Source organism: Streptomyces sp. CB02400 (assembly GCF_001905725.1).
In the GTDB taxonomy this organism is placed as follows: Bacteria; Actinomycetota; Actinomycetes; order Streptomycetales; family Streptomycetaceae; genus Streptomyces; species Streptomyces atrovirens.
This window is the reverse complement of the sequence record NZ_LIWB01000001.1, coordinates 440298-463740: the sequence shown is the minus strand read 5'-3', so window position 1 is coordinate 463740 and position 23443 is coordinate 440298. Positions and strand designations below refer to the sequence as shown.

Annotated in this window: 15 protein-coding genes; 4 read left to right on the top strand and 11 right to left on the bottom strand. The window is 69.6% G+C overall.

All coding sequences use genetic code 11. The annotated features are described in order from the left end of the window. Positions 1 to 97 precede the first annotated feature (97 nt). Positions 98 to 1564, bottom strand: a complete 1467-nt coding sequence (gene ngcE / locus AMK33_RS01895; protein ID WP_073930891.1) for an N-acetylglucosamine/diacetylchitobiose ABC transporter substrate-binding protein — start codon at positions 1562 to 1564, stop codon at positions 98 to 100. A gap of 374 nt (positions 1565 to 1938) precedes the next feature. Between ngcE and AMK33_RS01890 the strand changes: the two genes are divergently transcribed. Continuing rightward, entirely contained in the window at positions 1939 to 5742 is a 3804-nt protein-coding gene (locus tag AMK33_RS01890; RefSeq protein WP_073930890.1) for a GH92 family glycosyl hydrolase, read from the top strand. A 164-nt stretch (positions 5743 to 5906) separates the two neighbouring features. After that, positions 5907 to 7871: an alpha-glucuronidase gene (locus AMK33_RS01885; RefSeq protein WP_073930889.1), complete on the top strand. Its 1965-nt coding sequence runs from the start codon at positions 5907 to 5909 to the stop codon at positions 7869 to 7871. Here the strand turns inward: AMK33_RS01885 and AMK33_RS01880 are convergent. The 6 genes from AMK33_RS01880 to AMK33_RS01855 are packed head-to-tail and all read right to left on the bottom strand — an operon-like array spanning position 7865 to position 15656. Then, positions 7865 to 9883 (bottom strand): beta-galactosidase, encoded by a 2019-nt coding sequence (locus AMK33_RS01880; protein ID WP_073930888.1) that lies wholly within the window; start codon positions 9881 to 9883, stop codon positions 7865 to 7867. The two genes, AMK33_RS01885 and AMK33_RS01880, sit on opposite strands and share 7 nt — an antisense overlap. Further along, complete coding sequence (locus AMK33_RS01875) at positions 9880 to 10563, bottom strand: hypothetical protein (protein WP_073930887.1); 684 nt, start codon at positions 10561 to 10563, stop codon at positions 9880 to 9882. The genes AMK33_RS01880 and AMK33_RS01875 overlap by 4 nt, the downstream gene beginning before the upstream one ends. Beyond that, positions 10560 to 12077, bottom strand: a complete 1518-nt coding sequence (locus AMK33_RS01870) for a GH39 family glycosyl hydrolase (RefSeq protein ID WP_073930886.1) — start codon at positions 12075 to 12077, stop codon at positions 10560 to 10562. The genes AMK33_RS01875 and AMK33_RS01870 overlap by 4 nt, the downstream gene beginning before the upstream one ends. Next, positions 12074 to 13735 (bottom strand): ABC transporter substrate-binding protein, encoded by a 1662-nt coding sequence (locus AMK33_RS01865; protein WP_073930885.1) that lies wholly within the window; start codon positions 13733 to 13735, stop codon positions 12074 to 12076. Before AMK33_RS01865 ends, AMK33_RS01870 begins: the two co-directional genes overlap by 4 nt. A 53-nt stretch (positions 13736 to 13788) precedes the next feature. Then, positions 13789 to 14670 (bottom strand): carbohydrate ABC transporter permease, encoded by an 882-nt coding sequence (locus tag AMK33_RS01860; protein ID WP_073930884.1) that lies wholly within the window; start codon positions 14668 to 14670, stop codon positions 13789 to 13791. Further along, positions 14664 to 15656 (bottom strand): ABC transporter permease, encoded by a 993-nt coding sequence (locus AMK33_RS01855; RefSeq protein ID WP_073930883.1) that lies wholly within the window; start codon positions 15654 to 15656, stop codon positions 14664 to 14666. The genes AMK33_RS01860 and AMK33_RS01855 overlap by 7 nt, the downstream gene beginning before the upstream one ends. Positions 15657 to 15921: 265 nt before the next feature. On the opposite strand from AMK33_RS01855, the gene AMK33_RS01850 reads away from it, so the two are divergent. Further along, complete coding sequence (locus AMK33_RS01850) at positions 15922 to 16914, top strand: acetylxylan esterase (RefSeq protein ID WP_073930882.1); 993 nt, start codon at positions 15922 to 15924, stop codon at positions 16912 to 16914. Between the two features lie 62 nt (positions 16915 to 16976). Here the strand turns inward: AMK33_RS01850 and AMK33_RS01845 are convergent, their stop codons facing one another. The 4 genes from AMK33_RS01845 to acnA all read right to left on the bottom strand — a co-directional run bounded on the left by AMK33_RS01845 (position 16977) and on the right by acnA (position 22877). Continuing rightward, positions 16977 to 18071, bottom strand: a complete 1095-nt coding sequence (locus tag AMK33_RS01845; protein ID WP_073930881.1) for a lytic polysaccharide monooxygenase auxiliary activity family 9 protein — start codon at positions 18069 to 18071, stop codon at positions 16977 to 16979. Between the two features lie 191 nt (positions 18072 to 18262). Continuing rightward, on the bottom strand, positions 18263 to 19627 hold the full coding sequence (locus tag AMK33_RS01840; protein WP_073930880.1) for a caspase, EACC1-associated type: 1365 nt from the start codon (positions 19625 to 19627) through the stop codon (positions 18263 to 18265). A gap of 13 nt (positions 19628 to 19640) precedes the next feature. After that, positions 19641 to 20030, bottom strand: coding sequence for a hypothetical protein (locus tag AMK33_RS01835; RefSeq protein WP_073931481.1), 390 nt, complete (start codon positions 20028 to 20030; stop codon positions 19641 to 19643). A 123-nt stretch (positions 20031 to 20153) separates the two neighbouring features. Beyond that, on the bottom strand, positions 20154 to 22877 hold the full coding sequence (acnA, locus tag AMK33_RS01830) for an aconitate hydratase AcnA (RefSeq protein ID WP_073930879.1): 2724 nt from the start codon (positions 22875 to 22877) through the stop codon (positions 20154 to 20156). Positions 22878 to 23184: 307 nt separating this feature from the next. Between acnA and AMK33_RS01825 the strand changes: the two genes are divergently transcribed. Next, the gene (locus AMK33_RS01825; RefSeq protein ID WP_073930878.1) at positions 23185 to 23391 is read left to right on the top strand and encodes a DUF4236 domain-containing protein; all 207 of its coding nucleotides are present in this window, start codon (positions 23185 to 23187) and stop codon (positions 23389 to 23391) included. Positions 23392 to 23443 lie beyond the last annotated feature (52 nt).

The window sequence follows — 23443 nt, the reverse complement described above, 5'->3', positions numbered from 1 at the left end:
GGAATCCTCCCCGGTCGTGCACGCGGTCGATCATCCTCACCGGCCGTGCGCGCGGTCGGGAGGATTCCCGGCCCGGAATGCGGTCGGTCGAGCGAGATCAGTCGCGGCGGTTCTGCTTCGAGGCCGGGTCCTTGGCCTGCTTGTCGACCGCGGCCTGGGCGCGCTTGAGCCATTCCTTGGGCTGGATGCGCTTGGCCATCAGCTCGTTGGAGGCGTTCTCGATGGCGGTGCCCATCTCGCTGTACCACTCGGTGTACAGGAAACGGAAGGTGTTGTCGCCGGCCGCCTTGGATGCCTCGACCGTGGACTGGGTGCCCGGCCGGAGCTGGACGCCCGTGTCGACGCCGTCCTTGAGGATGGTCAGCGAGTTCGCCTCCTTGGCGAACAGGGTCGACCACTCCTTGGAGAGCATCCTGCGCATGAACTCCTTGGCCGCGGGGAGGTTCTTGGCCTTGGAGGGGATGATGAAGGGCTCACCGGAGCCGGCCCGGATCGCCTCGAACGGCAGCGCGCTGTCCGGCAGCAGCGGCATCGGCAGGAACTTCATGTCGAAGTCGTCCGGTGTCGTCTTGAGCTGCTCGTTCTCGAGCCAGGAGCCGCTGGTGATGAAGGCGGCCTTGTACTGGTTCCAGCGGGTCTGCGACTCGTTGTGGGTGAGGCCGTTCGTACCGGGCATCAGATAGCCCTTCTCGACGACCTCGTAGACCGCCTCGATGGCCTCCTGCGCGGCGTCGGAGCCGACGAACGCCTTGGGGTCGAGGTTGTCGATCGCCTTCATGGCGTCCAGGCCGCCCTTCTTGGCGATCAGGTCCATGATGGCGACGTTGATGTAGTACGGGTACTTGCCCTGGTGGGCGAGGCCGCCGATGCCCCCGTCCTTGGCGTCCTTGCAGATGGCGAGGAAGTCGTCCCAGGTCTTGGGCGCCTCCCAGCCCTTCTCCTGGAAGAGCTTGCCGGAGTACCACAGACCCCACACCGTGTAGATGTAGTTGAGGGCGACGACCTTGCCCTCCTGCATTCCGGCGTCGAGCGTGCCGGGGATGAGGGTGTCGCGGACCTTGACGTCCGGATCGTCGACCGAGGGGGCGTCCAGCACTTCGGCGAGGTCGAGGAGCTGGCCGTTCTTGTGCAGCACGTCGATCGGGATCTGCTGGGCGCCGGAGTCGTCGACGATGTCCGGCGGGTTCCCGGCGTTGAAGCGGGGCTGGAGCTTGCCCGTGATCTCCTGCGTTCCGGTGTGGACGGAGGTGACGCCCCACTCCTTCTCGAACGCGGCCTCCCACGCCTTGGCGTAGTCGTCGCCGTAACCGCCCTTGAAGATGACGACGTCGAGTTTGCTGCCTTCCTTGACGCCGAACGGGTTGGATTCGGACGTCTTGCCCTCGTTGTCACCGGAGTTGTCCTCCCCGCCCCCGCTGGCACACGCGGACAGGAAGCTCATCGCCGGTACGGAAACCAGGCCGAGCGCGGCGGACCGCTTGATCAGTGCGCGGCGCCCCACACCGGACGTGCCGTTGTTCTCGGTGGAACCGGTGCCGTTGTTCTCGGCGGAAGTGGATCCCATGCTCAAGTCCTCGCCTTCTCCAGGACTCAGGCGGTGAACCGGATCCTCCCCGGCACCGCGTTCGGGTCAAGCTGGGTCGTGCAGGAAGTGCGGCCGTACAGGGTCGGGTGCGGTGAAGATGCCCCGGAGTGCCGACAGGTATAGTCCACTTCCCGCCGATGGATCAAGATCGAATGCAAGGTTCACCTCCGGTCTTTTCCGAGTTGAGACCTCGCGGAAATATCGGCCTCCGGCGCGTTCCCCGGCGGAAGAATCATTGCCGTTGGACTGGAATGCCGCATTCAACCCCCTTGACACCACGGGCCACTTGACCCACTACTAGACCTTGCGCATCTCATTGACAACGTTGTCCGGCGCAGGGAGGGTACTCACGCATGCACAGCAGGGTTCGGCACAGATGGGGAACGGCGGTCGTCGCGGCGACCGCCTTCGCTTTGGCCGCGGGCTCACAGGGCGTCGCGGTGGCGCTGCCCCAGGCGCCGCCGAAGGCGGACCGTGAGTTCGCGTCGTCGTTCGAGTCCGGGGAGCCCGCCCCGGACTGGCAGAACACCGTCGACACCACACGGAGCGGCGAGAAGCGCGCCTCGGGCGTGGACGGCGGTTACAGCTCCGGCATTCCGGGCAATGTCACCGACCATGTCACGGACGTCCGCGCCAGCGCGGAGAACACCGGCGGCGGGGAGGTGAAGGAGAACCTCGTCGACGGCGAGCCGAGCAGCAAGTGGCTGGCCTTCGAGTCCACCGGCTGGGTGGAGTTCGACCTGGACGCCCCCGTCAAGGCGGTCCGTTACGCCCTCACGTCCGCCAACGACGCCGCCGAACGCGACCCGAGGGACTGGACCCTCAAGGGCTCCACCGACGGCGAGGACTGGAAGACCCTCGACACCCGGTCGGGCGAGACGTTCGCGGAACGCTTCCAGACCAAGATCTACGACATCGACGCCTCCGCCGTCGCCGAGTACCGGCACTTCCGGCTGGAGATCACCAGGAACGGCAGCGGCGGCATAGTCCAGCTCGCCGACGTCCAGTTCTCCACCGGCGACGACGAGGCGCCCGTTCCGCAGGACATGCTCTCGCTGGTCGACCGCGGCCCCACCGGCTCGCCGACGGCCAAGGCGGGCGCCGGGTTCACCGGGAAGCGCGCCCTGCGCTACGCCGGCCGGCACACCACCGACGGGCGGGCGTACTCGTACAACAAGGTGTTCGACGTCAACACGAGGGTCGACCGGAACACCGAACTGTCGTACCGGATCTTCCCCTCGATGGCGGACGGCGACCTCGACTACGACTCCACCAACGTCTCCGTCGACCTCGCCTTCACCGACGGCACCCACCTGAGCGACCTGCGCGCCACCGATCAGCACGGCTTCCCGCTCACCCCGCAGGGGCAGGGCGCGTCGAAGATCCTCTACGTCAACCAGTGGAACAACGTGGTCTCCCGGATCGGCTCGGTGGCCGCCGGCAAGACCGTCGACCGCATCCTGGTGGCGTACGACTCCCCCGAGGGCGAGACCAAGTTCCGCGGCTGGCTCGACGACGTGGCGCTGAAGCCGGTGAAGCCCGAGCGGCCGAAGGCCCATCTCTCCGACTACGCGGTGACGACCCGGGGCACCAACTCCAGCGGCGGCTTCTCGCGCGGCAACAACTTCCCCGCGACGGCCGTGCCGCACGGGTTCAACTTCTGGACCCCGGTCACCAACGCCGGTTCGCTGAGCTGGCTGTACGACTACGCGCGCGGCAACAACGCGGACAACCTGCCGACGATCCAGGCGTTCAGCGCGAGCCACGAGCCGAGCCCCTGGATGGGCGACCGGCAGACCTTCCAGGTGATGCCGTCGGCCGCCTCCGGCACCCCGGACACCGGCCGTGAGGAGCGCGAGCTGGCGTTCCGGCACGAGAACGAGACCGCGCGGCCGTACTACTACGGGGTGCGGTTCGAGAACGGCCTGAAGGCCGAGCTGGCGCCGACCGACCACGCGGCGGCGATGCGCTTCACCTTCCCCGGCGACGACGCGAGCGTGCTGTTCGACAACGTCACCGACCAGGCCGGCCTGACCCTCGACGAGGAGAACGGCACCTTCACCGGCTACTCGGACGTCAAGTCCGGGCTGTCGACGGGCGCGACCCGGCTGTTCGTCTACGGCGAGTTCGACAAGAAGGTCACCGAGGGCGACGCCAGTGGCGTCAAGGGCTATCTGCGCTTCGACGCCGGCAAGGACCGCACGGTCACGCTGCGCCTGGCCACCTCCCTGATCAGCGTCGACCAGGCGAAGGACAACCTGCGCCAGGAGATCGGCGAGCGCACCTCCTTCGACAAGGTCAAGCGCGACGCCCGGAAGCAGTGGGACAGGATCCTCGGCAAGGTCGAGGTCGAGGGCGCCACCCCGGACCAGCTGACCACGCTCTACTCCAGCCTCTACCGGCTGTACCTGTACCCGAACGCGGGCCACGAGAAGGTCGACGGGAAGTACAAGTACGCGTCCCCGTTCTCGAAGATGGAGGCGGCCGACACCCCGACGCACACCGGCGCGAAGATCGTCGACGGCAAGGTGTACGTCAACAACGGCTTCTGGGACACCTACCGGACCACCTGGCCCGCGTACTCCTTCCTGACCCCGTCCAAGGCCGGTGAGCTGGTCGACGGGTTCGTGCAGCACTACAAGGACGGCGGCTGGACCTCGCGCTGGTCCTCCCCCGGCTACGCCGACCTGATGACCGGCACCTCCTCGGACGTCGCGTTCGCGGACGCGTACGTCAAGGGCGTCGACTTCGACGCGGAGGCCGCGTACGACGCGGCGGTGAAGAACGCCACCGTCGTGCCGCCGTCCTCCGGTGTGGGCCGCAAGGGCATGGCCACCTCGCCGTTCCTCGGCTACACCAGCACCGACACCCACGAGGGCCTGTCGTGGGCGCTGGAGGGCTACCTCAACGACTACGGCATCGCGAAGATGGGCGAGGCGCTCTACGAGAAGACGGGCGAGAAGCGCTACGAGGAGGAGTCGGCGTACTTCCTGAACCGTGCCCAGGACTACGTCAACATGTTCGACTCCGAGGCCGGCTTCTTCCAGGGCAGGAACGCCGAGGGCGACTGGCGGGTCGAGTCCTCGAAGTACGACCCGCGCGTGTGGGGTCACGACTACACCGAGACCAACGGCTGGGGCTACGCCTTCACCGCCCCGCAGGACAGCCGCGGCCTGGCCAACCTGTACGGCGGCCGGGACGGCCTCGGCGACAAGCTCGACGAGTACCTCTCCACCCCCGAGACGGCCTCCCCCGAGTTCAAGGGGTCCTACGGCGGTGTCATCCACGAGATGACCGAGGCGCGGGACGTCCGGATGGGCATGTACGGCCACTCCAACCAGGTCGCCCACCACGCCCTGTACATGTACGACGCGGCCGGGCAGCCCTGGAAGACGCAGAAGAACGTGCGCGAGGTGCTGTCCCGCCTCTACACCGGCAGCGAGATCGGCCAGGGCTACCACGGCGACGAGGACAACGGCGAGCAGTCGGCCTGGTACCTCTTCTCCTCGCTCGGCTTCTACCCGCTGGTGATGGGCAGCGGCGAGTACGCCATCGGCTCCCCGCTGTTCAAGAAGGTCACCGTGCACCTGGAGAACGGCCGCGAGCTGGTCGTCAAGGCGCCGAGGAACAGCGCGCGGAACGTCTACGTGCAGGGCCTGAAGGTCAACGGCAAGCGCTGGAACTCCACTTCGCTGCCGCACTCGGTGATCTCGAAGGGCGGCGTCCTGGAGTTCGACATGGGCTCGCGTCCGTCGTCGTGGGGCACGGGCGAGAACGCGGCGCCCGTGTCGATCACGAAGGACGACGAGGTGCCCACGCCCCGCAAGGACGCGCTGAAGGGCGAGGGCGCCCTGTTCGACGACACGTCGGCGACCGGCGCCACGGTGTCCACCGTGGAACTGCCCGTCACCGGGGACACCGAGGCGGTGCAGTACACGCTGACGTCCTCGGACCGCACCAAGGCACCCACGGGCTGGGTGCTCCAGGGCTCGGCCGACGGCACGACGTGGACGGACCTCGACCAGCGGACGGACGAGACCTTCCGCTGGGACCGCCAGACACGCGCCTTCTCGGTCGACCGGCCGAAGGCCTACGGCCACTACCGGCTGGTGCTGACCGGTGAGGCGACGCTGACGGAGGTGGAACTGCTGAGCTGAGCCGACCTCCGCTCACATGGCGGGTCCGGACCTTGTCCGGGCCCGCCTTCTCCATGGATTTCCGCAGGCCAACGGGTACCTCTCAGGTCACTGGTGCACCAGAATGGGGACCGCCCCCGGTGCTCTCCGGGCGGCGCTTCCAATGGCAAGGGGAGAGCACGGACATGACGTACTCGGGGGACTTCGACGCGGCCTGGCTGCCGTCGGCCGCGTTCCGGGCGGTCGGCAGTCGGCGTTCGCTGGTACGCGCCGCCGACGCCGGGCCTCTGGTGGAGACGGTGTACGGCGAACTGGCCGACGCCTGCGCGCGGTTCGGCGGGCGGGTCGTGCGGGACGGCGGCGAGGACGCCGAGCTGGTGCTCGAACTGGCCGACGGTGATCTCGGCGACGAGGGTTTCGCGCTCACGCGACGGGACGGCACCACGACCGTCACCGCGTCCGGCGGACGCGGGCTGCTGTACGGCCTGTTCCACGTCGTACGGCTCGGAGAGGACGCCTTCGCCGGTGAGCGTGCCCGCGAGGAGCACCGCCCGGCGTACGCCTCGCGCATGCTGGACCACTGGGACAACGTGGCCGTGCACCCGGTCATGGGCCAGGTCGAGCGCGGCTACGCGGGCGGTTCGCTGTTCTGGGCGGACGGGCGGGCGCGCGGGGACCTCGACCGGGTGCGGGCGTACGGCAGGCTGCTCGCGGCGTGCGGGATCAACGCCGTCGCCGTCAACAACGTCAATGTGCACGCGACCGAGGCGCGTCTGCTCACCGACCGGATCGGTGAAGTGGCGGCGATCGCCGATGCGTTGCGTCCGTACGGCATCCGCACCCACCTGTCGGTCACCTTCGCCGCGCCGATGGTGCTGGGCGGGCTGCCCGCCGCCGACCCGCTGGACGAGGCGGTGCGCGGCTGGTGGACGGAGGCGACCCGCCGGGTGTACGAGGAGATCGGCGACTTCGGCGGGTACGTCGTGAAGGCCGACTCGGAGGGCCAGCCCGGCCCGTTCGCGTACGGCCGCTCGCACGCCGACGGCGCGAACATGCTGGCCGCCGCGCTGGAGCCGTACGGCGGCACGGTGCACTGGCGGGCCTTCGTCTACGACCACCACCAGGACTGGCGGGACCGGAGCACCGACCGGGCGCGGGCCGCGTACGACCATTTCACCCCGCTGGACGGGGAGTTCGCGGCGAACGCGGTGCTCCAGGTCAAGCACGGGCCGATGGACTTCCAGGTGCGCGAGCCGGTCTCCCCGCTGATCGGCGCCATGCCGGACACGCGGATCGCGGTGGAGCTCCAGGTCACGCAGGAGTACACGGGACAGCAGCGGCACGCGTGCTGGCTGGGTCCGATGTGGAGCGAGGCGCTGCGGTTCCGGCCGGACGGTGAGGTGAGCACCGGGCGGCTGGCGGACGGGCTGGTGGCCGTGTCGAACGCCGGCGACGACCCGTTCTGGACCGGTCATCCCCTCGCCCAGGCCAACCTCTACACCTTCGGGCGGCTGGCCTGGGACCCGGCGGCGGATCCGCGGGCCGTCCTCGGCGAGTGGATCGCGCTGACCCATCCGGGGGCGGAGGAGCGGCTGGTCGACGGGCTGCACTCGGTGCTCGACGGCTCCTGGTCGACGTACGAGAAGTACACCGCGCCGCTCGGTGTGGGCTTCATGGTGCAGCCGGGGCACCACTACGGGCCGAGCGTGGACGGCTACGAGTACAGCCCCTGGGGCACCTACCACTTCGCCGACCGTGACGGCGTCGGCGTGGACCGCACCACGGCGACCGGCACCGGGTACGCCGGTCAGTACGCCAAGCCGTGGGCCGAGGTGTACGAGTCACCGGAGACCTGCCCCGACGAGCTGCTGCTGTTCTTCCACCATGTGCCGTACGGCCATGTGCTGCACAGCGGCAAGACCGTGATCCAGCACGTCTACGACACGCACTTCGAGGGTGTCGAGGAGGCCGAAGAGGCCCGCCGGGTGTGGGCGGGCCTCGCGGACCTGGTGGAACCGGCACGTCATGCGCGCGTGGCCGAGCGGTTCGAGGAGCAGCTGCGCAGCGCCCGTGAGTGGCGCGACCAGGTCAACAGCTACTTCCTGCGCAAGTCCGGGGTGCCGGACGAGCAAGGGCGGACCGTCTACTGAAGGCGCAGGACCGCCACGCCGAGCGGGTCGAGGGTGAACGGCTCGTCCCGCTCGGTGCGTTTGCCGGTGAGCAGGTCGACGGCGGGGGTGTGGGCCGTCAAGCGGGCCGGTTCCGGTGCGTGGTTGAGGAGGAAGAGCAGGCGGGTGCCGTCGGGGGCGACGCGGGTCGCGGTCTCGACGGCGGTGTGGTCGGCGTAGGGGCCGACGAGGTCGTGGCGGGCGAGGATCCGGCGGAGCACGTGGTCGACGCCCGGCTGGTCGAGGGCCGTGGCGACGTACCACGCCTCGCCCTCGCCGACGCGGTGGCGGGTGACGGCCGGGGTCCCGGCGTAGAAGTCGGCGCCGTACGTGCCGACCGGTTCGGCGCCGCGCGGCCGCACGATCTCGAAGACCAGGCGGGCGCCGGCGGTGAGGTCGCCCAGGTGGACGGGGTTCACGACGTCCTCCTGGCGTGCGTCCCATTCGTCGATCCGGATGCCCATCAGCGGGGCGAGCGGTCCGGGCACGTCGGTGAGGAAGGCCCGGTCGTGCTCGTCGACGCGGCCGGAGAGGAACGTCGCCAGCACGGTCCCGCCGCGTGCGGTGACGGCCTCCAGGCGGGCCGCCAGGCCGTCCTTGACCATGTGCAGCACGGGGGCGAGGACCACGTCGTACGGGGTGAGGTCGGCGGTGACCGGGACGACGTCCACGTCGGCGCCGGCCTGGCGGGCGGCCCGGTAGTAGGCGTGCGCCACCTCCTGGTAGCGGACCAGCCGGGAGGGGCCGTCGGACATCTCCAGGGCCCACCAGCTGTCCCAGTCGAAGAGGAGGGCGGTGCGGGCGGGGGTGCGGGCGCCGAGCGTCGCGCCGCCCAGGGTTTCCAGCTCCTCTCCCACCTCGGCGACCTCCCGGAAGACGCGGGTGTCGTCGCGGCCGGCGTGGCCGATGACCGCGCCGTGGTACTTCTCGCAGGCGCCGCGTGAGGCGCGCATCTGGAAGTAGAGCGCGGCGTCCGCGCCGTGGGCGATGGCCTGGTACGTGGCCAGGCGCAGTTCGCCGGGGCGGCGCAGCGGGTTGACGTCGCGGCAGGCGGTGGTGGACGGGGTCTGCTCCATCAGCCAGAAGGGGGCGCCGTCCTTGAGGCCGCGCATCAGGTCGTGGGCGAGGGCGGCGACGGTGGGCGGGGCGTCCAGGGGCGGGTAGCTGTCCCAGGAGGCGAAGTCGAGGTGGGGCGCCCAGCGGTGGTAGTCGAGGGGGCGGAACATGCCCATGAAGTTGGTGGTGACGGGCGTGTCCGGGTCATGGGCGCGGATCGCCTCCTTCTCGGCGAGGAAGCAGCCGAGCAGGGCGTCCGTGGTGAAGCGGTGGTAGTCCAGGGTGATGCCCTGGAAGGCGGTGTGGTCGGGGCCGCGCCAGTGCTCGGTGAGGGCGCTGGGCGGCTCGATCTGGTCCCAGTCGGTGTAGCGGTGCGACCAGAACGTCGTCCACCAGGCGTCGTTGAGGGCGTCCAGGGTGCCGTGGCGCTCGCGCAGCCTGGCGCGGAAGGCGTCGGCGCACAGGTCGCAGTAACAGGCGCCGCCGTACTCGTTGTTGATGTGCCAGGCGAGTACGGCGGGATGTCCCGCGTACCGTTCGGCGAGGCGGCCGGCCAGGGCGGTGGCGGCGCGCTTGTACGCCGGTGAGCTGGGGCAGAAGTTGTGGCGCTGGCCGTAGCGGTGGCGGCGGCCCTCGAAGTCGGTGCGGTTGACCTCCGGGTGGCGCTTCGCCAGCCAGGGCGGGAGGGCGGCGGTGCCGGTGGCGAGGCAGACCCGGCGGCCCTCGGCGGCGGCGCGGTCGAGGATGCGGTCCAGGACGGTGAAGTCGTAGGTTTCCTCGGCGGGTTGGGTGAGGGACCAGGAGAAGACGCCGACGGTGAGTGTGTCGATCCCGGCCTGGGTGAACAGGTGGTGGTCCTCGTCCCACACCTCCTCGGGCCACTGCTCGGGGTTGTAGTCGCCGCCGTAGGGGATCTTCGGGGTGCGGGGCGGGGTCATGCGGTGAAGTCCTCCTGGGTCTCGGCGATCACCGGGCGGCTGCTGTGCAGCAGGGACAGCAGCAGGGGGGCGGCGAGCAGGGCGGGCAGGGCCTCGGTGAGCAGGGCGGTGCCGACGGCCGTGAGGATCAGCAGCGAGAGGGTGCCGAGGGTGGCGCGGGGGTGTCGCAGCAGGAAGTAGGCGGCGAGGCGGGCGGTGTCGCGGGTGCGGAAGGTGAACAGGGTGGTGAGGACCAGGGCGTGCGCGCCCCACAGGAGGGAGCCCGTGCCGATCAGCGCGAGGAGCGCCGCCCACCAGCCGGGGAGTCCGGTGGCGGAGAAGTGGGTGAGGGTGAAGGCGATCACCGTGAGCCAGGCGAGGAGCGGTGCCCACAGCTTCAGCACGGATACGGCGTTGAGCCGCCAGCCGCGCAGGAAGGCGCGGGCCGGGTGGAGGTCGGTGAGGTCGCGGCTGCGGTGGTGCAGGGCGTAGAGGGCGGCGGAGGAGGCCGGGCCCAGGGGCAGCAGGCAGAGGGCGGCGAGGGGGAGGTTGGCGGGGTCGGGTGCGAGGAGGAAGAGGCCGGCGAGGCCCGGCGCCGCGGTGAGCAGCAGCAGGGCCTCGACGGTGACGAGCGTGTGGATCAGCGCGGCGGCCCGGGACAGCGTCCCGGTGCCGAACGCGTCGGCCCGTACGGTGCTCACGGCACCTCCCGGCCGAGCAGCCGCCGCTCGTCCCACCAGGGCGGGGTCTCGTCGTCGACCGGGGTCAGCTCGACGAGGGTGATCTCGTGGCGGGCCAGGGTGAGGTCGAGGTCGGCGCGGCCGTCCTCGATGGGCAGCCGGTGGTGGGCGCGGGCGGGCTCGGACGCCTCGTGCAGGACGTCGAGCTGTCCGGGCTCCGGGGAGCGGGGGCTGCCCATGTGCCGCCAGGCGGTGTACGCGTTGCCGCGCTCCTCGTCGACCGAGGAGCGGCGGACGAACGCCTCGCCGCGCGGGGCGGTGCCGAGCGGCAGGGACAGGCGCAGGGTGTGCCGGTCCGGGCCGGGTGTCCGCCCCGTCGGGTCGACGGGGGCCCAGGCGAGGACGGTGACCCGGCCGTCGGCGTGCCGGGTCACCAAGTGGTCGTCGTCCCGCGCCAGTCGCTCCTCCCCCGTGCGGGACATGAAGGCGTAGAGGTGGTAGGTGGGTTTGCGCAGTTGGCGGTGGGTGAGCAGGCCGAAGCCGCCGTGGAAGAGCGCGGTCGGGATGCCGGTCTCCTCGAAGACGTCGCTGAACGTCCAGTAGGAGAAGGAGTCGGCGTGGTCGCCGCCGGCCGTCACGACCGGGGCCAGGTAGGCGGCGTGGAAGGCGGTGTCGTGGACGGGGTTGTCGGGGCGGTAGGAGGAGCTGAACTCGGTGATGTGGACGGGCAGGCCCTCCAGCCGGGTGCCCTCGAGGGACCGGCGTGGCTCGGCGAACTGGTCGAGGAGGTCGCTCGCCGGGGCCAGTGTCTGGTGGACGCCGAACGGGACGTGCTGGGCGGGTCCGGAGCTGTAGGCGTGCCGGGAGACGAAGTCGACGGGCACGTCCCGGCGTTCGGCGAACTCGGCGAACCGCTCCATCCAGCCGTCGGCGCCGGGCGAGACCGCCGGGCCGCCCACCTTCAGTTCGGCGTCCACCTCCTTCACGGCGTGCGCGGTCGCCTCGTACAGCCGGTGGTAGGCCTGCTCGTCGGCGTTCAGCCAGAAGGCGGTCAGGTTGGGCTCGTTCCACACCTCGACGGGCCAGGTGCGCACCTCGTCTGCGCCGTAGCGGTCGACGAGGTGGGCGAGGGTGGCGCGGACCAGGTCCGTCCACTCCTTCTCGTCGGCGGGCGGGGTGACGTTGCCCTTCCACCAGAAGACCGTCTTCTCCCCCGAGGCCAGGGCGCTCGGCATGAAGCCGAGTTCGAGGAAGGGGCGGATGCCGAGGCCGAGGCAGGCGTCGAGCACCTGGTCGAGGTAGGTGAACGAGTGGTGGGTGCGGCGGGCGCCCTGCCACTCGTACGGACGGTGGATGCCCAGGCCGTCGCTGAGCAGGCCGTGGCCGCGCAGGTACCGGAAGCCGATGTCGCGCTGGAGCAGGGCGAGGGAGTCCTGGTAGTCGCGGCGCAGGGCGAGGTCGAGGCGGCCGGTGCCGACACAGGCCCGCCAGGCGTCGGACAGCCGGCCGTTCGGCGCGTCGGGGACGCGGATCACGCGTTCTCCTTCTTGAACCGTTCGTAGGCCTGGTTGTGCAGGTCGATGAACCGGTCCATGTTCTTGGCCTTCAGTTCCTTGACGTAGTCGTCCCACTCGGAGAGCGGGCGCTTGCCGAGGACGAACTGGAGGGCGTTCTGGGTGACGTGGTCCTTCAGCGGGGTGTCCCAGAGGGTGGCCTGCTCCTGCTCCTCGGCGCGCAGCGGGTGCGGCGGGTCGGTGGGCAGCGGCTCACGCCGGGCCATGGCGTCGGTGAACTTCTTCTCGTCGGGGCTGAAGGAGGAGGAGACCAGGGCCCAGCTGCCGCCGTAGGTGAACACGCCGTTGTAGAAGCCGAAGTCCTTCTGGAGGTCCTTCGGGGCGTCCGGGTCGGAGCCCATGAGGCTGATGCCGGGCCTGAGCTCGTACTGTCCGGGTCCCGAGCGGGTGAAGGTGGTGTTCTCCACGCCCCACTTGCAGAACTCCTGGCCGGCGTCGGAGTACCAGAGCCAGTCCACGAACTGCATCAGGGCGACGAAGTCGTCGCCCTCCAGGGCCTTGCTGGAGATCATCATGCCGTTCTCCAGGCGGGCACCGCCCAGGACGACCGGGCCGGCGGGGCCGATCGGCACCGGGATCATCTCGATGGTGGCGCCCTTGACCTGCTTCTCCAGGTTGTAGCGGTAGTTCTGCACCAGTTCCTGCGGGTTGGCGCTGATCGCGAAGGACTTCTCCGCCAGGATCTTCCTGAACGCCTCCTCGTCGGTCTGGGTGAAGCTCTCGGGGTCCATCAGCTTCTCGTCGACCAGCTTGTGCAGGTATTCGACGACCTGGCGGAAGGCGTCCGTGGCGCCGGTGAAGGCGAACTTCTGAGCCTTGGCGTCCCAGCTGGTGTTCAGGTACGACCAGCCGGCCCGCACGCCGTACGCCTGGCCGAGGTACTGGAACAGGGCGCCGGCGGGGAAGGGGGTGTTGGTGCTCCAGCGGTCGGTGAAGGGGTAGAGGTCGGGGTACTCCTCCTTGAGCGCCTTGAAGGTCTGGTACACCTCGTCCCAGGTGGTGGGCAGGCTCAGGCCGTGCTTGTCCAGGATGTCGGTGCGGAAGGACAGCGAGTAGCCCTGCTTCACCTTCTCGTGCAGTCCGGGCAGCAGGTAGTAGTTGCCGTCGGACTGGCGCAGTGAGTCGACCTCCGGCTGGAGGTTCCATCTCTTCACCTTGTCCCGGAAGTTGGGCATCAGGTCCACGTACTTGCTGACCGGGAGGATCGCGCCCGAGGAGACGAACGCGCTCTCCGCGCCCGGGTAGGTCTTGGGGATGAGGAGGGGGGCGTCGCCCGCGCCGATGAGCAGGCTGCGCTTCTTCTCGTAGTCGCTCAGCGGGACGGGGGTGGCCTTGAAGGTGACGCCCGTGCGCCGGGTGAGCTCCTTCCAGAACAGCCAGTCGCCCTTCATCGGGTAGTTCGGGTTGTTGTTGTGCAGGATGGTGAAGGAGAGCGGCTTGGTGGCCTTGAACTGCTGGCCTGCCTGGTAGTCCCTCATGGCGCCGTCGCGCTTCTTCGACAGGTCCTTGGCGTCGTCGCCGCCGTCACCGCCGCTGCCACAGCCGGTGAGGGCGGCGAGGCCGATGAATCCGGCGGCGCCGAGGAGCTGGCGCCGGGAAAGCTGTCCGGTGTTCTTCACGGGGAACTCCCTTGACACGTTCGCGAGTTGGGGGAAAGGGGGTGGTGCGCTGGTCAGCCCTTGACCGCGCCGAGCATCACGCCCGAGACGAAGTAGCGCTGGACGAACGGGTACAGGCAGAGGATCGGCAGCGAGGTGAGCACGATCGTGACCGCCTGGATGTTCGCGTTGACCTGGGTGAGGTTCTCGGTCGCGGCGCCGGCGCCGGTGCCCGCGGTGGCGCCCGCGAGGAGGTTGCGCAGATAGACCGTGACCGGCATCAACTCGGTGCGGTCCATGTAGAGGAACGCCGAGAACCAGGAGTTCCAGAAGGACACCGCGTAGAAGAGGATCATGGTCGCGACGACCGCCTTCGACAGCGGCAGCACGATCCGCAGCAGGATGCCGTACGTACTGAGGCCGTCGATCTGCGCGGCCTCCTCCAGCTCCGACGGCAGGCTCTCGAAGAAGGCCTTCATCACCAGCAGGTTGAAGACGCTGATCGCGTTCGGCAGGGCGATCGCCCACACGCTGTTCTTCAGGCCGAGGCTGGTGATCAGGACGTAGTTGGGGATCAGGCCGCCGGTGAAGAACATGGTGAAGACGGCGATCCCGACCAGGGTGCCGCGCCCCTTGAGGTTCTTCTTCGACAGGACGTAGGCGTAGCAGGTGGTCAGCACCATCGCGACGGCGGTGGAGACCACCGTGTAGAAGACGGTGTTGCCGTAGTTGCGCCAGAACATCGAGTCGTTGAAGACGATCTCGTACGTGGTGAGGTTGAAGCCCTTGGGCCACAGTGTCACCTCACCGGTGCGGATGTGCTGCTCCCCGCTGAACGAGCGGGCGATGATGTTGACGAAGGGGTACAGCGTCACCAGCACGACCAGCGTGAGGATCACGCCGTTGACGCCCTGGAAGACGCGGTAGCCGCGGGTCGGCCGGTTGACGCTCACCACAGGCTCGTCCCCACGGTGCGGCGCGAGAGCTGGTTGGCCGAGGTGATGAGCACCAGGCCGATGATCGCCTCGAACAGGCCGATCGCGGCGGCGTAGCTGAAGCTGTTGGACTCCACACCGGTCCGGTAGAGGTAGGTGGAGATCACGTCGGCGGTCGGATATGTCAGCGGGTTGTAGAGCAACAGGACCTTCTCGAAGCCGACGGCCATGAACGTGCCGATGTTGAGGATCAGCAGCGTGATCATGGTGGGGCGGATGCCGGGCAGGGTGACGTGCCAGATCTGCTGCCAGCGGTTGGCGCCGTCGATGCGGGCGGCCTCGTACAGGTCCTCGTCGATGGTGGTGAGCGCGGCGAGGTAGAGGATCGTGCCCCAGCCGGCGGTCTGCCAGATCTCCGAGCCGACGTAGATGGTGCGGAACCAGTCGGGTTCCTGGATGAACCGGATCGGGTCGTGCCCGAACCAGCCGAGGACATGGTTGATCGGACCGTCCGTGGCGAGCATCTGCAGCGTGATGCCGGCGACGATCACGATCGACAGGAAGTGCGGCAGGTACGACACCGACTGCACGAAGCGCTTCAGGGAGTTCCTGCGCACCTCGTTGAGCAGCAGGGCGAGGACGATCGGGATCGGGAAGCAGAAGACGAGCGTGAGCCCGCCCATCCACAGGGTGTTCCTGAACACCTGCCAGAAGGTCGGGTCGGACAGGAACATCTCGACGTAGCGCAGTCCCACCCAGTACTCGCCGAAGACCGAACCGCCCGGCTCGAACCGGCGGAACGCGATCACGTTGCCGATCATCGGCAGATAGCGGAACACCAGGAAGAACAGCAGCGGCAGCACGGCCAGCGAGTACAACTGCCAGTCCTTGCGCAGTGCGCGCCGCCAGCCGGTGCGTGCGGGTGAGCGCGTGCGACGTGGGGGTTTCTTCGTCGGCGGCGGGTCCTGCGTGCCCGGCGGTGGAGCCGACGTGGTGGAGGTGCTCATTGCTCGGGCCTCCCGTATGCAGGGCGCGGAGCCGAAAGTTTCGGGCCCTTACCGGTAACTTCGCGGCAACCTATGAGCAGCGGTAAGCGGTGTCAATGGGTGGTGCATGCCGGAAATTCGAGGGGTCGCGACGGCGACGGATCCGGTACGCATGGCTGTGGGAATGGACCTTGATCTGTTAACGTCCCCAAAACTTTCTGGTGCGCGCCCGCAACGATCGGCCGTACTGCCCGTTCGACTCCGCTTCGACTCTGCGAGGTGCCCCGTGCCCGCGTTCGACCTGCCTCCGGCTGAACTGGAGCGCCACCGCCCGGACATCGAGGAGCCGGCCGACTTCGACGCGTTCTGGGAGCGCACGCTGAAGGAGGCGTCGGCCGCGGGGGATCCGCTGGTCTCGGTACGGCCGGTGGAGAACGGGCTGCGGCTCACCGAGACCTGGGACGTGACGTTCCGCGGCTTCGCCGGCGATCCGGTGCGCGCCTGGTTCAGCCTCCCCGCGAACGTGGCCGAACCCCTTCCGGCGGTGGTGGAGTTCGCGGGTTACGGACGCGGACGCGGCCTGCCGCACGAGCGGCTGACCTGGGTGAACGCCGGGTACGCGCATCTGCTGATGGACAACCGGGGCCAGGGCGACCAGTACGGCTGCGGCGGCGACACCCCCGACCCGCACGCCCTGGCGCCGGGCGGCCCCGGTCCGGCGGTCCGCGGTCTGCTCGACCCGAGGGACTACCACTACCGCCGGCTGATCACCGACGCGGTGCGCGCGGTGGCCGCCGTACGCGCGCTGCCCGGAGTGGACGCCGGCCGCGTCGCGGCCGTGGGCAACAGCCAGGGGGGCGGACTCGCGCTGGCCGTGGCGGGCCTCGTACCGGATCTGGCGGCGCTCCTGGTCACCGCCCCGCTGCTGTGCGGCATCCACCGCGCCCTGGACCTCACCGACGTGCCCCCGTACGGCGAGATCACCGCCTACCTCTCGGTCCACCGGGGCGCCCAGGAGGCCGCCTACCGCACCCTCTCCTACGTCGAGGGCGTGTCCTTCGCCCGGCGTGCGCACGCCCCGGTCCACTTCGGGGTCGGGCTGCGCGACACGGTCTGTCCGCCGAGCGGGGCGTACGCGGCGTTCAACCGGTACGCGGAACGCACGGCCGGCGATCCGGCCAAGGTGCTCCACGCCTATCCCTTCAACGGGCACGAGGGCGGGGACGCGGTGCATGTACGGCGCCAACTGGAGTGGCTCGCTTCGCTGCTGGGTGACTGACGGGGTGCGCGGGCGGCACCGATGACGACCGGACGCGCCATCGGGGCCGCCCACGGGGCGGTTCAGCCGACCCGGCAGGGCAGGGTCGTCGTACTGTCACCGCCCGGGCCGGAGACCACATAGCCGAACGTGGCGCTCTCCCCCGGATCGAGGGAGCCGTTGTAGCCGGCGTTGTGGACCATCACGTCCTGGCCGTCGTAGGTGGCGTTGCCGCTCCACAGGCTGTCGACGCTCTGGCCGGACGGGAGGGTCCAGTCGACCATCCAGCCCAGCATCGGCACGTCGCCGCTGTTGGTGACGGTCACCTCGGACTGGTAGCCGCCGCTCCAACTGCCCGTGGTGCTGCGGGTGGCGGTGCACTCCCCCGGAACGGGGTCGGGTTCGGTCGGGTCGCCGGGGTCCTTGACACCGGTCACCTCGCCGTCGCCGCCGTCGAAGACGACGTCCGAGCAGGAGTAGAAGGTCTCCGCGCTGTCCGAGCGCTGCCAGACCATGTAGATGACGTGCCGGCCGGACTTGCCCTCCGGGAGCTGTCCGCTCCAGCGGTAGTCGGCCTCGACGCTGCCCGGGGACCCGTGGAGCGGCGGGTGGTCGACGGAGAGGAAGGGCTCCTCCTCCATGTCGGCCCAGCTGAGGGCCCGGGTCGGGTCGAAGCCGTCCTTGGTGACGTAGACGTGGAACCAACCGGGGTGCGCGGCCCAGGCGTTGTAGGAGAAGTCGACGGTCGCGCCCGAGGTGAGGTGGGTGAGCGGCCAATCGGCGCTGGGCGTGTTGAAACCGGTGAAGTTGGTGTTCCCGCCGCTGCACAGCTCCCCGTCGGGCACGAAGCCGCGGGTGCGGCCGGCACCGTCGGAGCGCAGGACGGAGAACCAGTTGTAGAAGGGGGTGGTGCCGCTGACCTGGGCGGCGGCCCTGCAGGCCGGGTTGACCGGCTTGATCTCGCCGGTGTCGGTCAACGCGTCCTGCCAGCACAGGAAGGTGCGGCTGCCGGGTTTCATCGGCGTGCCGTGGGCTTCCGCCTCACCGCCCGCCGTCACGACCAGGCCGACGGCCGGGATGGTGGCGAGCAGGGAGACCAGGACGAGGAAGAGGGCTCGGGTGCGGGTGGGGAGCGCTGATCGGGGAGCCGCCTCGCTCCCCGGTCTAGTTGTGATCATGACACACCTGTCCGCGACTGTGGGGTTGACGGATCATGCAGGGGTGCGTGGAGGGGCGAGGTGGGAGTGTCCCGACGGCGGGTTCCGGTCCGCCTGAGTGTGGGAGCGCTCCCACCTCGTCCGTGAGGGGACGGTAGCGCGGGGCAGCGCGCTTGTAAACGGTTGCCGCACCGGGGAGTCGTACCGGTGGGTCAGTCCGGGGCGCCGATCAGCCGCTCGACGTGGTCACCGGCCGGCACTCCTTCGCAGAGCCGGACCACCTGCGCCAACACGCCTTTTCCACCGGGGACGTTGAGCGCGGCCCGCACGATGCCCACCACGTCCTCCCGGAGCCGGACGCCCCTGAGATCGACCGGGCGGCCGATATGGTCACCGAGCAGCGTCGCGAACAGGAGGCGGCCCTGCGGGTCCTCCATGCACGACAGCTCACAGAGCGCATCGACAAGTTCCAGCAGCAGGAACGGCTCCGGCCACGAGGTGTCGGCCGGCTCCAGCCGCGCCCGCAGATCGTCGGCCGCGGCCTGCCCCTCGAAGAGGGCGACCGTCGACAGCAGGGTGCCCTCTCCGCCGTCCCGGTTCAGCGCCGCCCGTACGATCGCGACCACGTCCTCGCGCTGCCGGACACCCCGCAGATCGACCCGGCGGGACAGCCGCTCCCCCAGCACGGTCGCGAACTGGTGGCGACTCCGCGCGTCCTCCATGCACGTCAGGTGGGACAGCGCCCCGGTGAGGACGAGCAACGGTGACACCGGGCTCGCGGGGGGCCCGGGCCGCGGCGGCTTCACCCGATCGGGCGGCGTCGGCAGCACCGGCCGCGCCGCCCGCGCCACCACGACCCTGCGCTCCAACTCGGCCCACATCAAGGGGTGTTGCGACACCGGGGACTTCTGCAGTTCGTCGAACACGTAGTCGTACAGTTCGTGCACGCCGATCAGACCGTCCCCGTCACGGTCCGCCTCGCCGGTGCCGAGTCCCCTGATCACGGCCCTGGTGAACCGGGAGGACTCCGGCTCCGGGTCCAGTTCGGTGAGCCGCCCGTCCTCCCAGGCGTACTCGGTGCGGTTGGTCGCGGTGAGCACCGCGCGGCCGTGTCCCGCCAGTTCGTCGCCGACATGGACCGTGGTGTCGCCCTTGCCGCCGGCCAGGAAGGCGCCGCTGTAGCAGCAGTCCAGGAGCAGGACGATCGACCGGGCCCGGCAGGCGCGCATCCGCTGGTGCACGAACAGGGCGGGGACGGACGTGGAGGCGAGCAGCCGCCGGTCGGTGTCCCCGGCGGCGAAGTGCAGTTCGCCGCTGTCGCTCTTGAGGCCGTGGCAGGAGATGTGCAGCAGAAGCAGGTCGTCCCGGCGGCGGTCGAGGAAGAAGTGCTCGATGGCCCGGGTCACTTCCCGATGGCTGCCGTCGACGACCATGCTCACCTCGAAGTCGCCGGTCTCCGGGTCCTCGAGCACCTCCGCCAGCGCCTGGGCGTCCCCGGCGGGCGACCGCAGCCGCCGCAGCGCCTCGTTGTCGTAGCGGCCCGTCGCGACGAGGAGGGCGTAGCGTCCCGCGGACACGGTCGTACGCCCCTCACTCACCCTGGCCGTCGGCCGCCGGTTCCGCCTCGGGACCGTGCGCGGCCAGGAAGTCGTCGACGATCCGCCGTTGGTCGGCGGAGGAGACGGCCTCCAGTTCCAGGCTGTCCTCGCCCAGGGTGACGCTGACCGTGCGCACCGGGCGGTTCTCGATCCAGGTCCGCACCAGGTCGAGCACCGAGCGGAGCGCGATGGGGGCCAGGGTCACGGCGAGCGCGCCGACGGCGAACGCGTCCACGGGCTTCGCTCCGTCGGGGACGTCCCCGGAGCGGACAGGTTCGACGTAGTCGACGTCCAGTTCGAGCAGCCGCTCGCGCAACTGGAGTGCGAGCTGGTCGAGTTCTTCCTGGTCGCTGTCCTGACCGCCGGTCAGGACAAGACGCATGCGTTCCGTGCGGCCCACCGCCACCCCCGTCATCCGGTGAGGCTTCAGCGTACAACGGCGGCAACGGCGAGGGCCGTATCCCCGACGCCGGGGATACGGCCCTCAACTGCCCTGCCGGACCGCTTACTTGCGGATCAGGCTGCGCAGCACGTACTGCAGGATGCCGCCGTTGCGGTAGTAGTCGGCCTCACCGGGGGTGTCGATGCGGACGACCGCGTCGAACTCGACGCCCGTGTCGGTGGTGACCTTCACCGTGCGCGGGGTGGTGCCGTCGTTCAGCTCGGTGACGCCGGAGACGGAGAAGGTCTCCTCGCCGGTCAGGCCGAGGGACTCGGCGGTGTGGCCCTCCGGGAACTGGAGCGGCAGGACGCCCATGCCGATGAGGTTCGAGCGGTGGATGCGCTCGTACGACTCGGCGATGACGGCCTTGACGCCGAGCAGCGCGGTGCCCTTGGCGGCCCAGTCGCGGGACGAGCCGGAGCCGTACTCCTTGCCGGCCAGGACGACCAGCGGGATGCCCTGCTCGATGTAGTTGCGGGAGGCGTCGTAGATGAACGACACAGGGCCGTCCGCCTGGGTGAAGTCGCGGGTGTAGCCGCCCTCGGTGCCCGGCGCGATCTGGTTGCGCAGGCGGATGTTGGCGAACGTGCCGCGGATCATGACCTCGTGGTTGCCGCGGCGCGAGCCGTAGCTGTTGAAGTCGCGGCGCTCGATGCCGTGCTCCGTGAGGTACTTGCCGGCCGGGGTGTCGGCCTTGATGGCGCCGGCCGGGGAGATGTGGTCGGTGGTGACCGAGTCGCCCAGCTTGGCGAGCACGCGGGCGCCGGCGATGTCCTCGACCGGGGCCGGCTCCATGCCCATGCCCTCGAAGTACGGGGGCTTGCGCACGTAGGTGGACTCGCCGTCCCACTCGAAGGTGTCGCCGGTCGGGATGGGCAGCGCCTGCCACTGGGCGTCACCGGCGAAGACGTCGGCGTAGGACTTGGAGAACATGTCCTCGCCGATCGCGTTGGCGACGACGTCGTTGACCTCGGCCTCGGAGGGCCAGATGTCCTTCAGGAAGACCGGGTTGTTGTCCTGGTCGTACCCGAGGGCCTCGCGGGTGATGTCCACCTTCATGGAACCGGCGATCGCGTAGGCGACGACCAGCGGCGGGGACGCCAGGTAGTTCATCTTGACGTCGGGGTTGATCCGGCCCTCGAAGTTGCGGTTGCCGGAGAGCACCGAGGTGACCGCGAGGTCGTGCTCGTTGACCGCCTTGGAGACCTCCTCCGGCAGCGGGCCGGAGTTGCCGATGCAGGTGGTGCAGCCGTAGCCGACGAGGTTGAAGCCGACCTTGTCGAGGTACGGGGTCAGGCCCGCCTTCTCGAAGTAGTCGGTGACGACCTTGGAGCCCGGGGCGAGGGTGGTCTTGACCCACGGCTTGCGGGTCAGGCCCTTCTCCACCGCCTTCTTGGCCACCAGGGCGGCGGCGACCATGACGTACGGGTTGGAGGTGTTGGTGCAGGAGGTGATGGCGGCGACCGTCACGGCGCCGTGGTCGAGGGTGTAGGTCGTGCCGTCGGCGGCGGTGACCTCGACCGGGTGGGAGGGGGCGCCGTTGGAGATGGCCGGGGCGTCGGAGGCCGGGAAGGACTCCTTGCTCGCCTCGTCGACGTCGCCGCCGTCCTTGACGTAGTTGCGCACGTCCTGGGCGAACTGGGCCTTGGCGTCGGCGAGGACGATGCGGTCCTGCGGGCGCTTCGGGCCGGCGATGGAGGGCACGACCGTGGAGAGGTCGAGCTCCAGCTTCTCGGAGAAGTCCGGCTCGGCCTTCGGGTCCAGCCAGAGGCCCTGCTCCTTGGCGTACGCCTCGACCAGGGCGACCTGCTGGTCGCTGCGGCCGGTCAGGCGCATGTAGTTCAGGGTCTCGTCGTCGATCGGGAAGATCGCGGCGGTGGAGCCGAACTCCGGCGACATGTTGCCGATGGTGGCGCGGTTGGCGAGGCTCGTGGCCGCCACACCCTCGCCGTAGAACTCGACGAACTTGCCGACGACGCCGTGCTTGCGCAGCATCTCGGTGATGGTGAGCACGAGGTCGGTGGCGGTGGTGCCGGGCTTGAGCTCGCCGGTGAGCTTGAAGCCGACGACGCGCGGGATCAGCATGGAGACCGGCTGGCCGAGCATGGCGGCCTCGGCCTCGATGCCGCCGACGCCCCAACCGAGGACGCCGAGGCCGTTGACCATGGTGGTGTGCGAGTCGGTGCCGACCAGGGTGTCGGGGTAGGCCTTGCCGTCACGGACCATGACGACACGGGCCAGGTGCTCGATGTTCACCTGGTGGACGATGCCGGTGCCGGGCGGGACGACCTTGAAGTCGTCGAAGGCGGTCTGGCCCCAGCGCAGGAACTGGTAGCGCTCGCGGTTGCGGCCGTACTCCAGGTCGACGTTCTGCTTGAAGGCGTCGTTGGTGCCGAACTTGTCGGCGATGACGGAGTGGTCGATGACCATCTCGGCCGGGGAGAGCGGGTTGATCTTGTTCGGGTCGCCGCCCAGCTCCTTGACGGCCTCACGCATGGTGGCGAGGTCCACGACGCAGGGCACGCCGGTGAAGTCCTGCATGATCACGCGGGCCGGCGTGAACTGGATCTCCTGCGACGGCTGGGCCTGGGAGTCCCAGCCGCCCAGGGCGCGGATGTGGTCGGCGGTGATGTTCGCGCCGTCCTCGGTGCGGAGCAGGTTCTCCAGCAGCACCTTCAGGCTGTAGGGAAGGCGCGCGGAGCCCTCGACCTTGTCCAGCCGGAAGATCTCGTACGACTCGTCGCCCACCTGCAGCGTGCTGCGGGCGTCGAAGCTGTTCGCCGACACGACAGTCTCCTTCATTGATGTGCGCGTACCACCGCATCCTGCCGCCACGCCGCCCTGGCCTATCCGCTAAGGTAAGGCTAAGTTAGGTAGCCCTTACCAGGGTGGCGGCTGCGGTGCGCCTCGGCAGATATCTCGATGTCGAGATAACTCTAGTACACGAGGGCCGAATGGTCATGCCCGGGCCCGGTTCACCCGGCCCGGTGCGCCACCCCCACCCTCCGCCGCGCCGCGGTCCGGCGCCATCTTTGCGCCCGGACGGGGTAACCGACTGAAACGGAGTCAGTTCGGGACGGGAAGGGACACAGGAATGCCGCTCACGTTTCGCAAGAGCTTTCGGATCCTTCCGGGGGTACGGCTGAACATCAACAAGCGGTCGTGGTCCATCACCACCGGCGGCAAGAACGGCCCTCGCCACACCCGGAGCAGCACGGGACGTCGTACGACATCGATGGATTTGCCCGGACCTTTCGGATGGCGCCGGACCCGCCAGACCCGCCGCACCAGGGGATACTGACGTCACATCACCCGACCATCACTCGAATGGACCCCCCAAGAGGTGCCATCTC

What these genes read in the sequence shown, in the direction of transcription:
- ngcE (WP_073930891.1), bottom strand. Translation starts at nt 1,564, where the DNA reads ATGGGATCCACTTCCGCCGAGAACAACGGCACCGGTTCCACCGAGAAC.
- AMK33_RS01890 (WP_073930890.1), top strand. Translation starts at nt 1,939, where the DNA reads ATGCACAGCAGGGTTCGGCACAGATGGGGAACGGCGGTCGTCGCGGCG.
- AMK33_RS01885 (WP_073930889.1), top strand. Translation starts at nt 5,907, where the DNA reads ATGACGTACTCGGGGGACTTCGACGCGGCCTGGCTGCCGTCGGCCGCG.
- AMK33_RS01880 (WP_073930888.1), bottom strand. Translation starts at nt 9,883, where the DNA reads ATGACCCCGCCCCGCACCCCGAAGATCCCCTACGGCGGCGACTACAAC.
- AMK33_RS01855 (WP_073930883.1), bottom strand. Translation starts at nt 15,656, where the DNA reads ATGAGCACCTCCACCACGTCGGCTCCACCGCCGGGCACGCAGGACCCG.
- AMK33_RS01845 (WP_073930881.1), bottom strand. Translation starts at nt 18,071, where the DNA reads ATGATCACAACTAGACCGGGGAGCGAGGCGGCTCCCCGATCAGCGCTC.
- AMK33_RS01835 (WP_073931481.1), bottom strand. Translation starts at nt 20,030, where the DNA reads ATGCGTCTTGTCCTGACCGGCGGTCAGGACAGCGACCAGGAAGAACTC.
- AMK33_RS01825 (WP_073930878.1), top strand. Translation starts at nt 23,185, where the DNA reads ATGCCGCTCACGTTTCGCAAGAGCTTTCGGATCCTTCCGGGGGTACGG.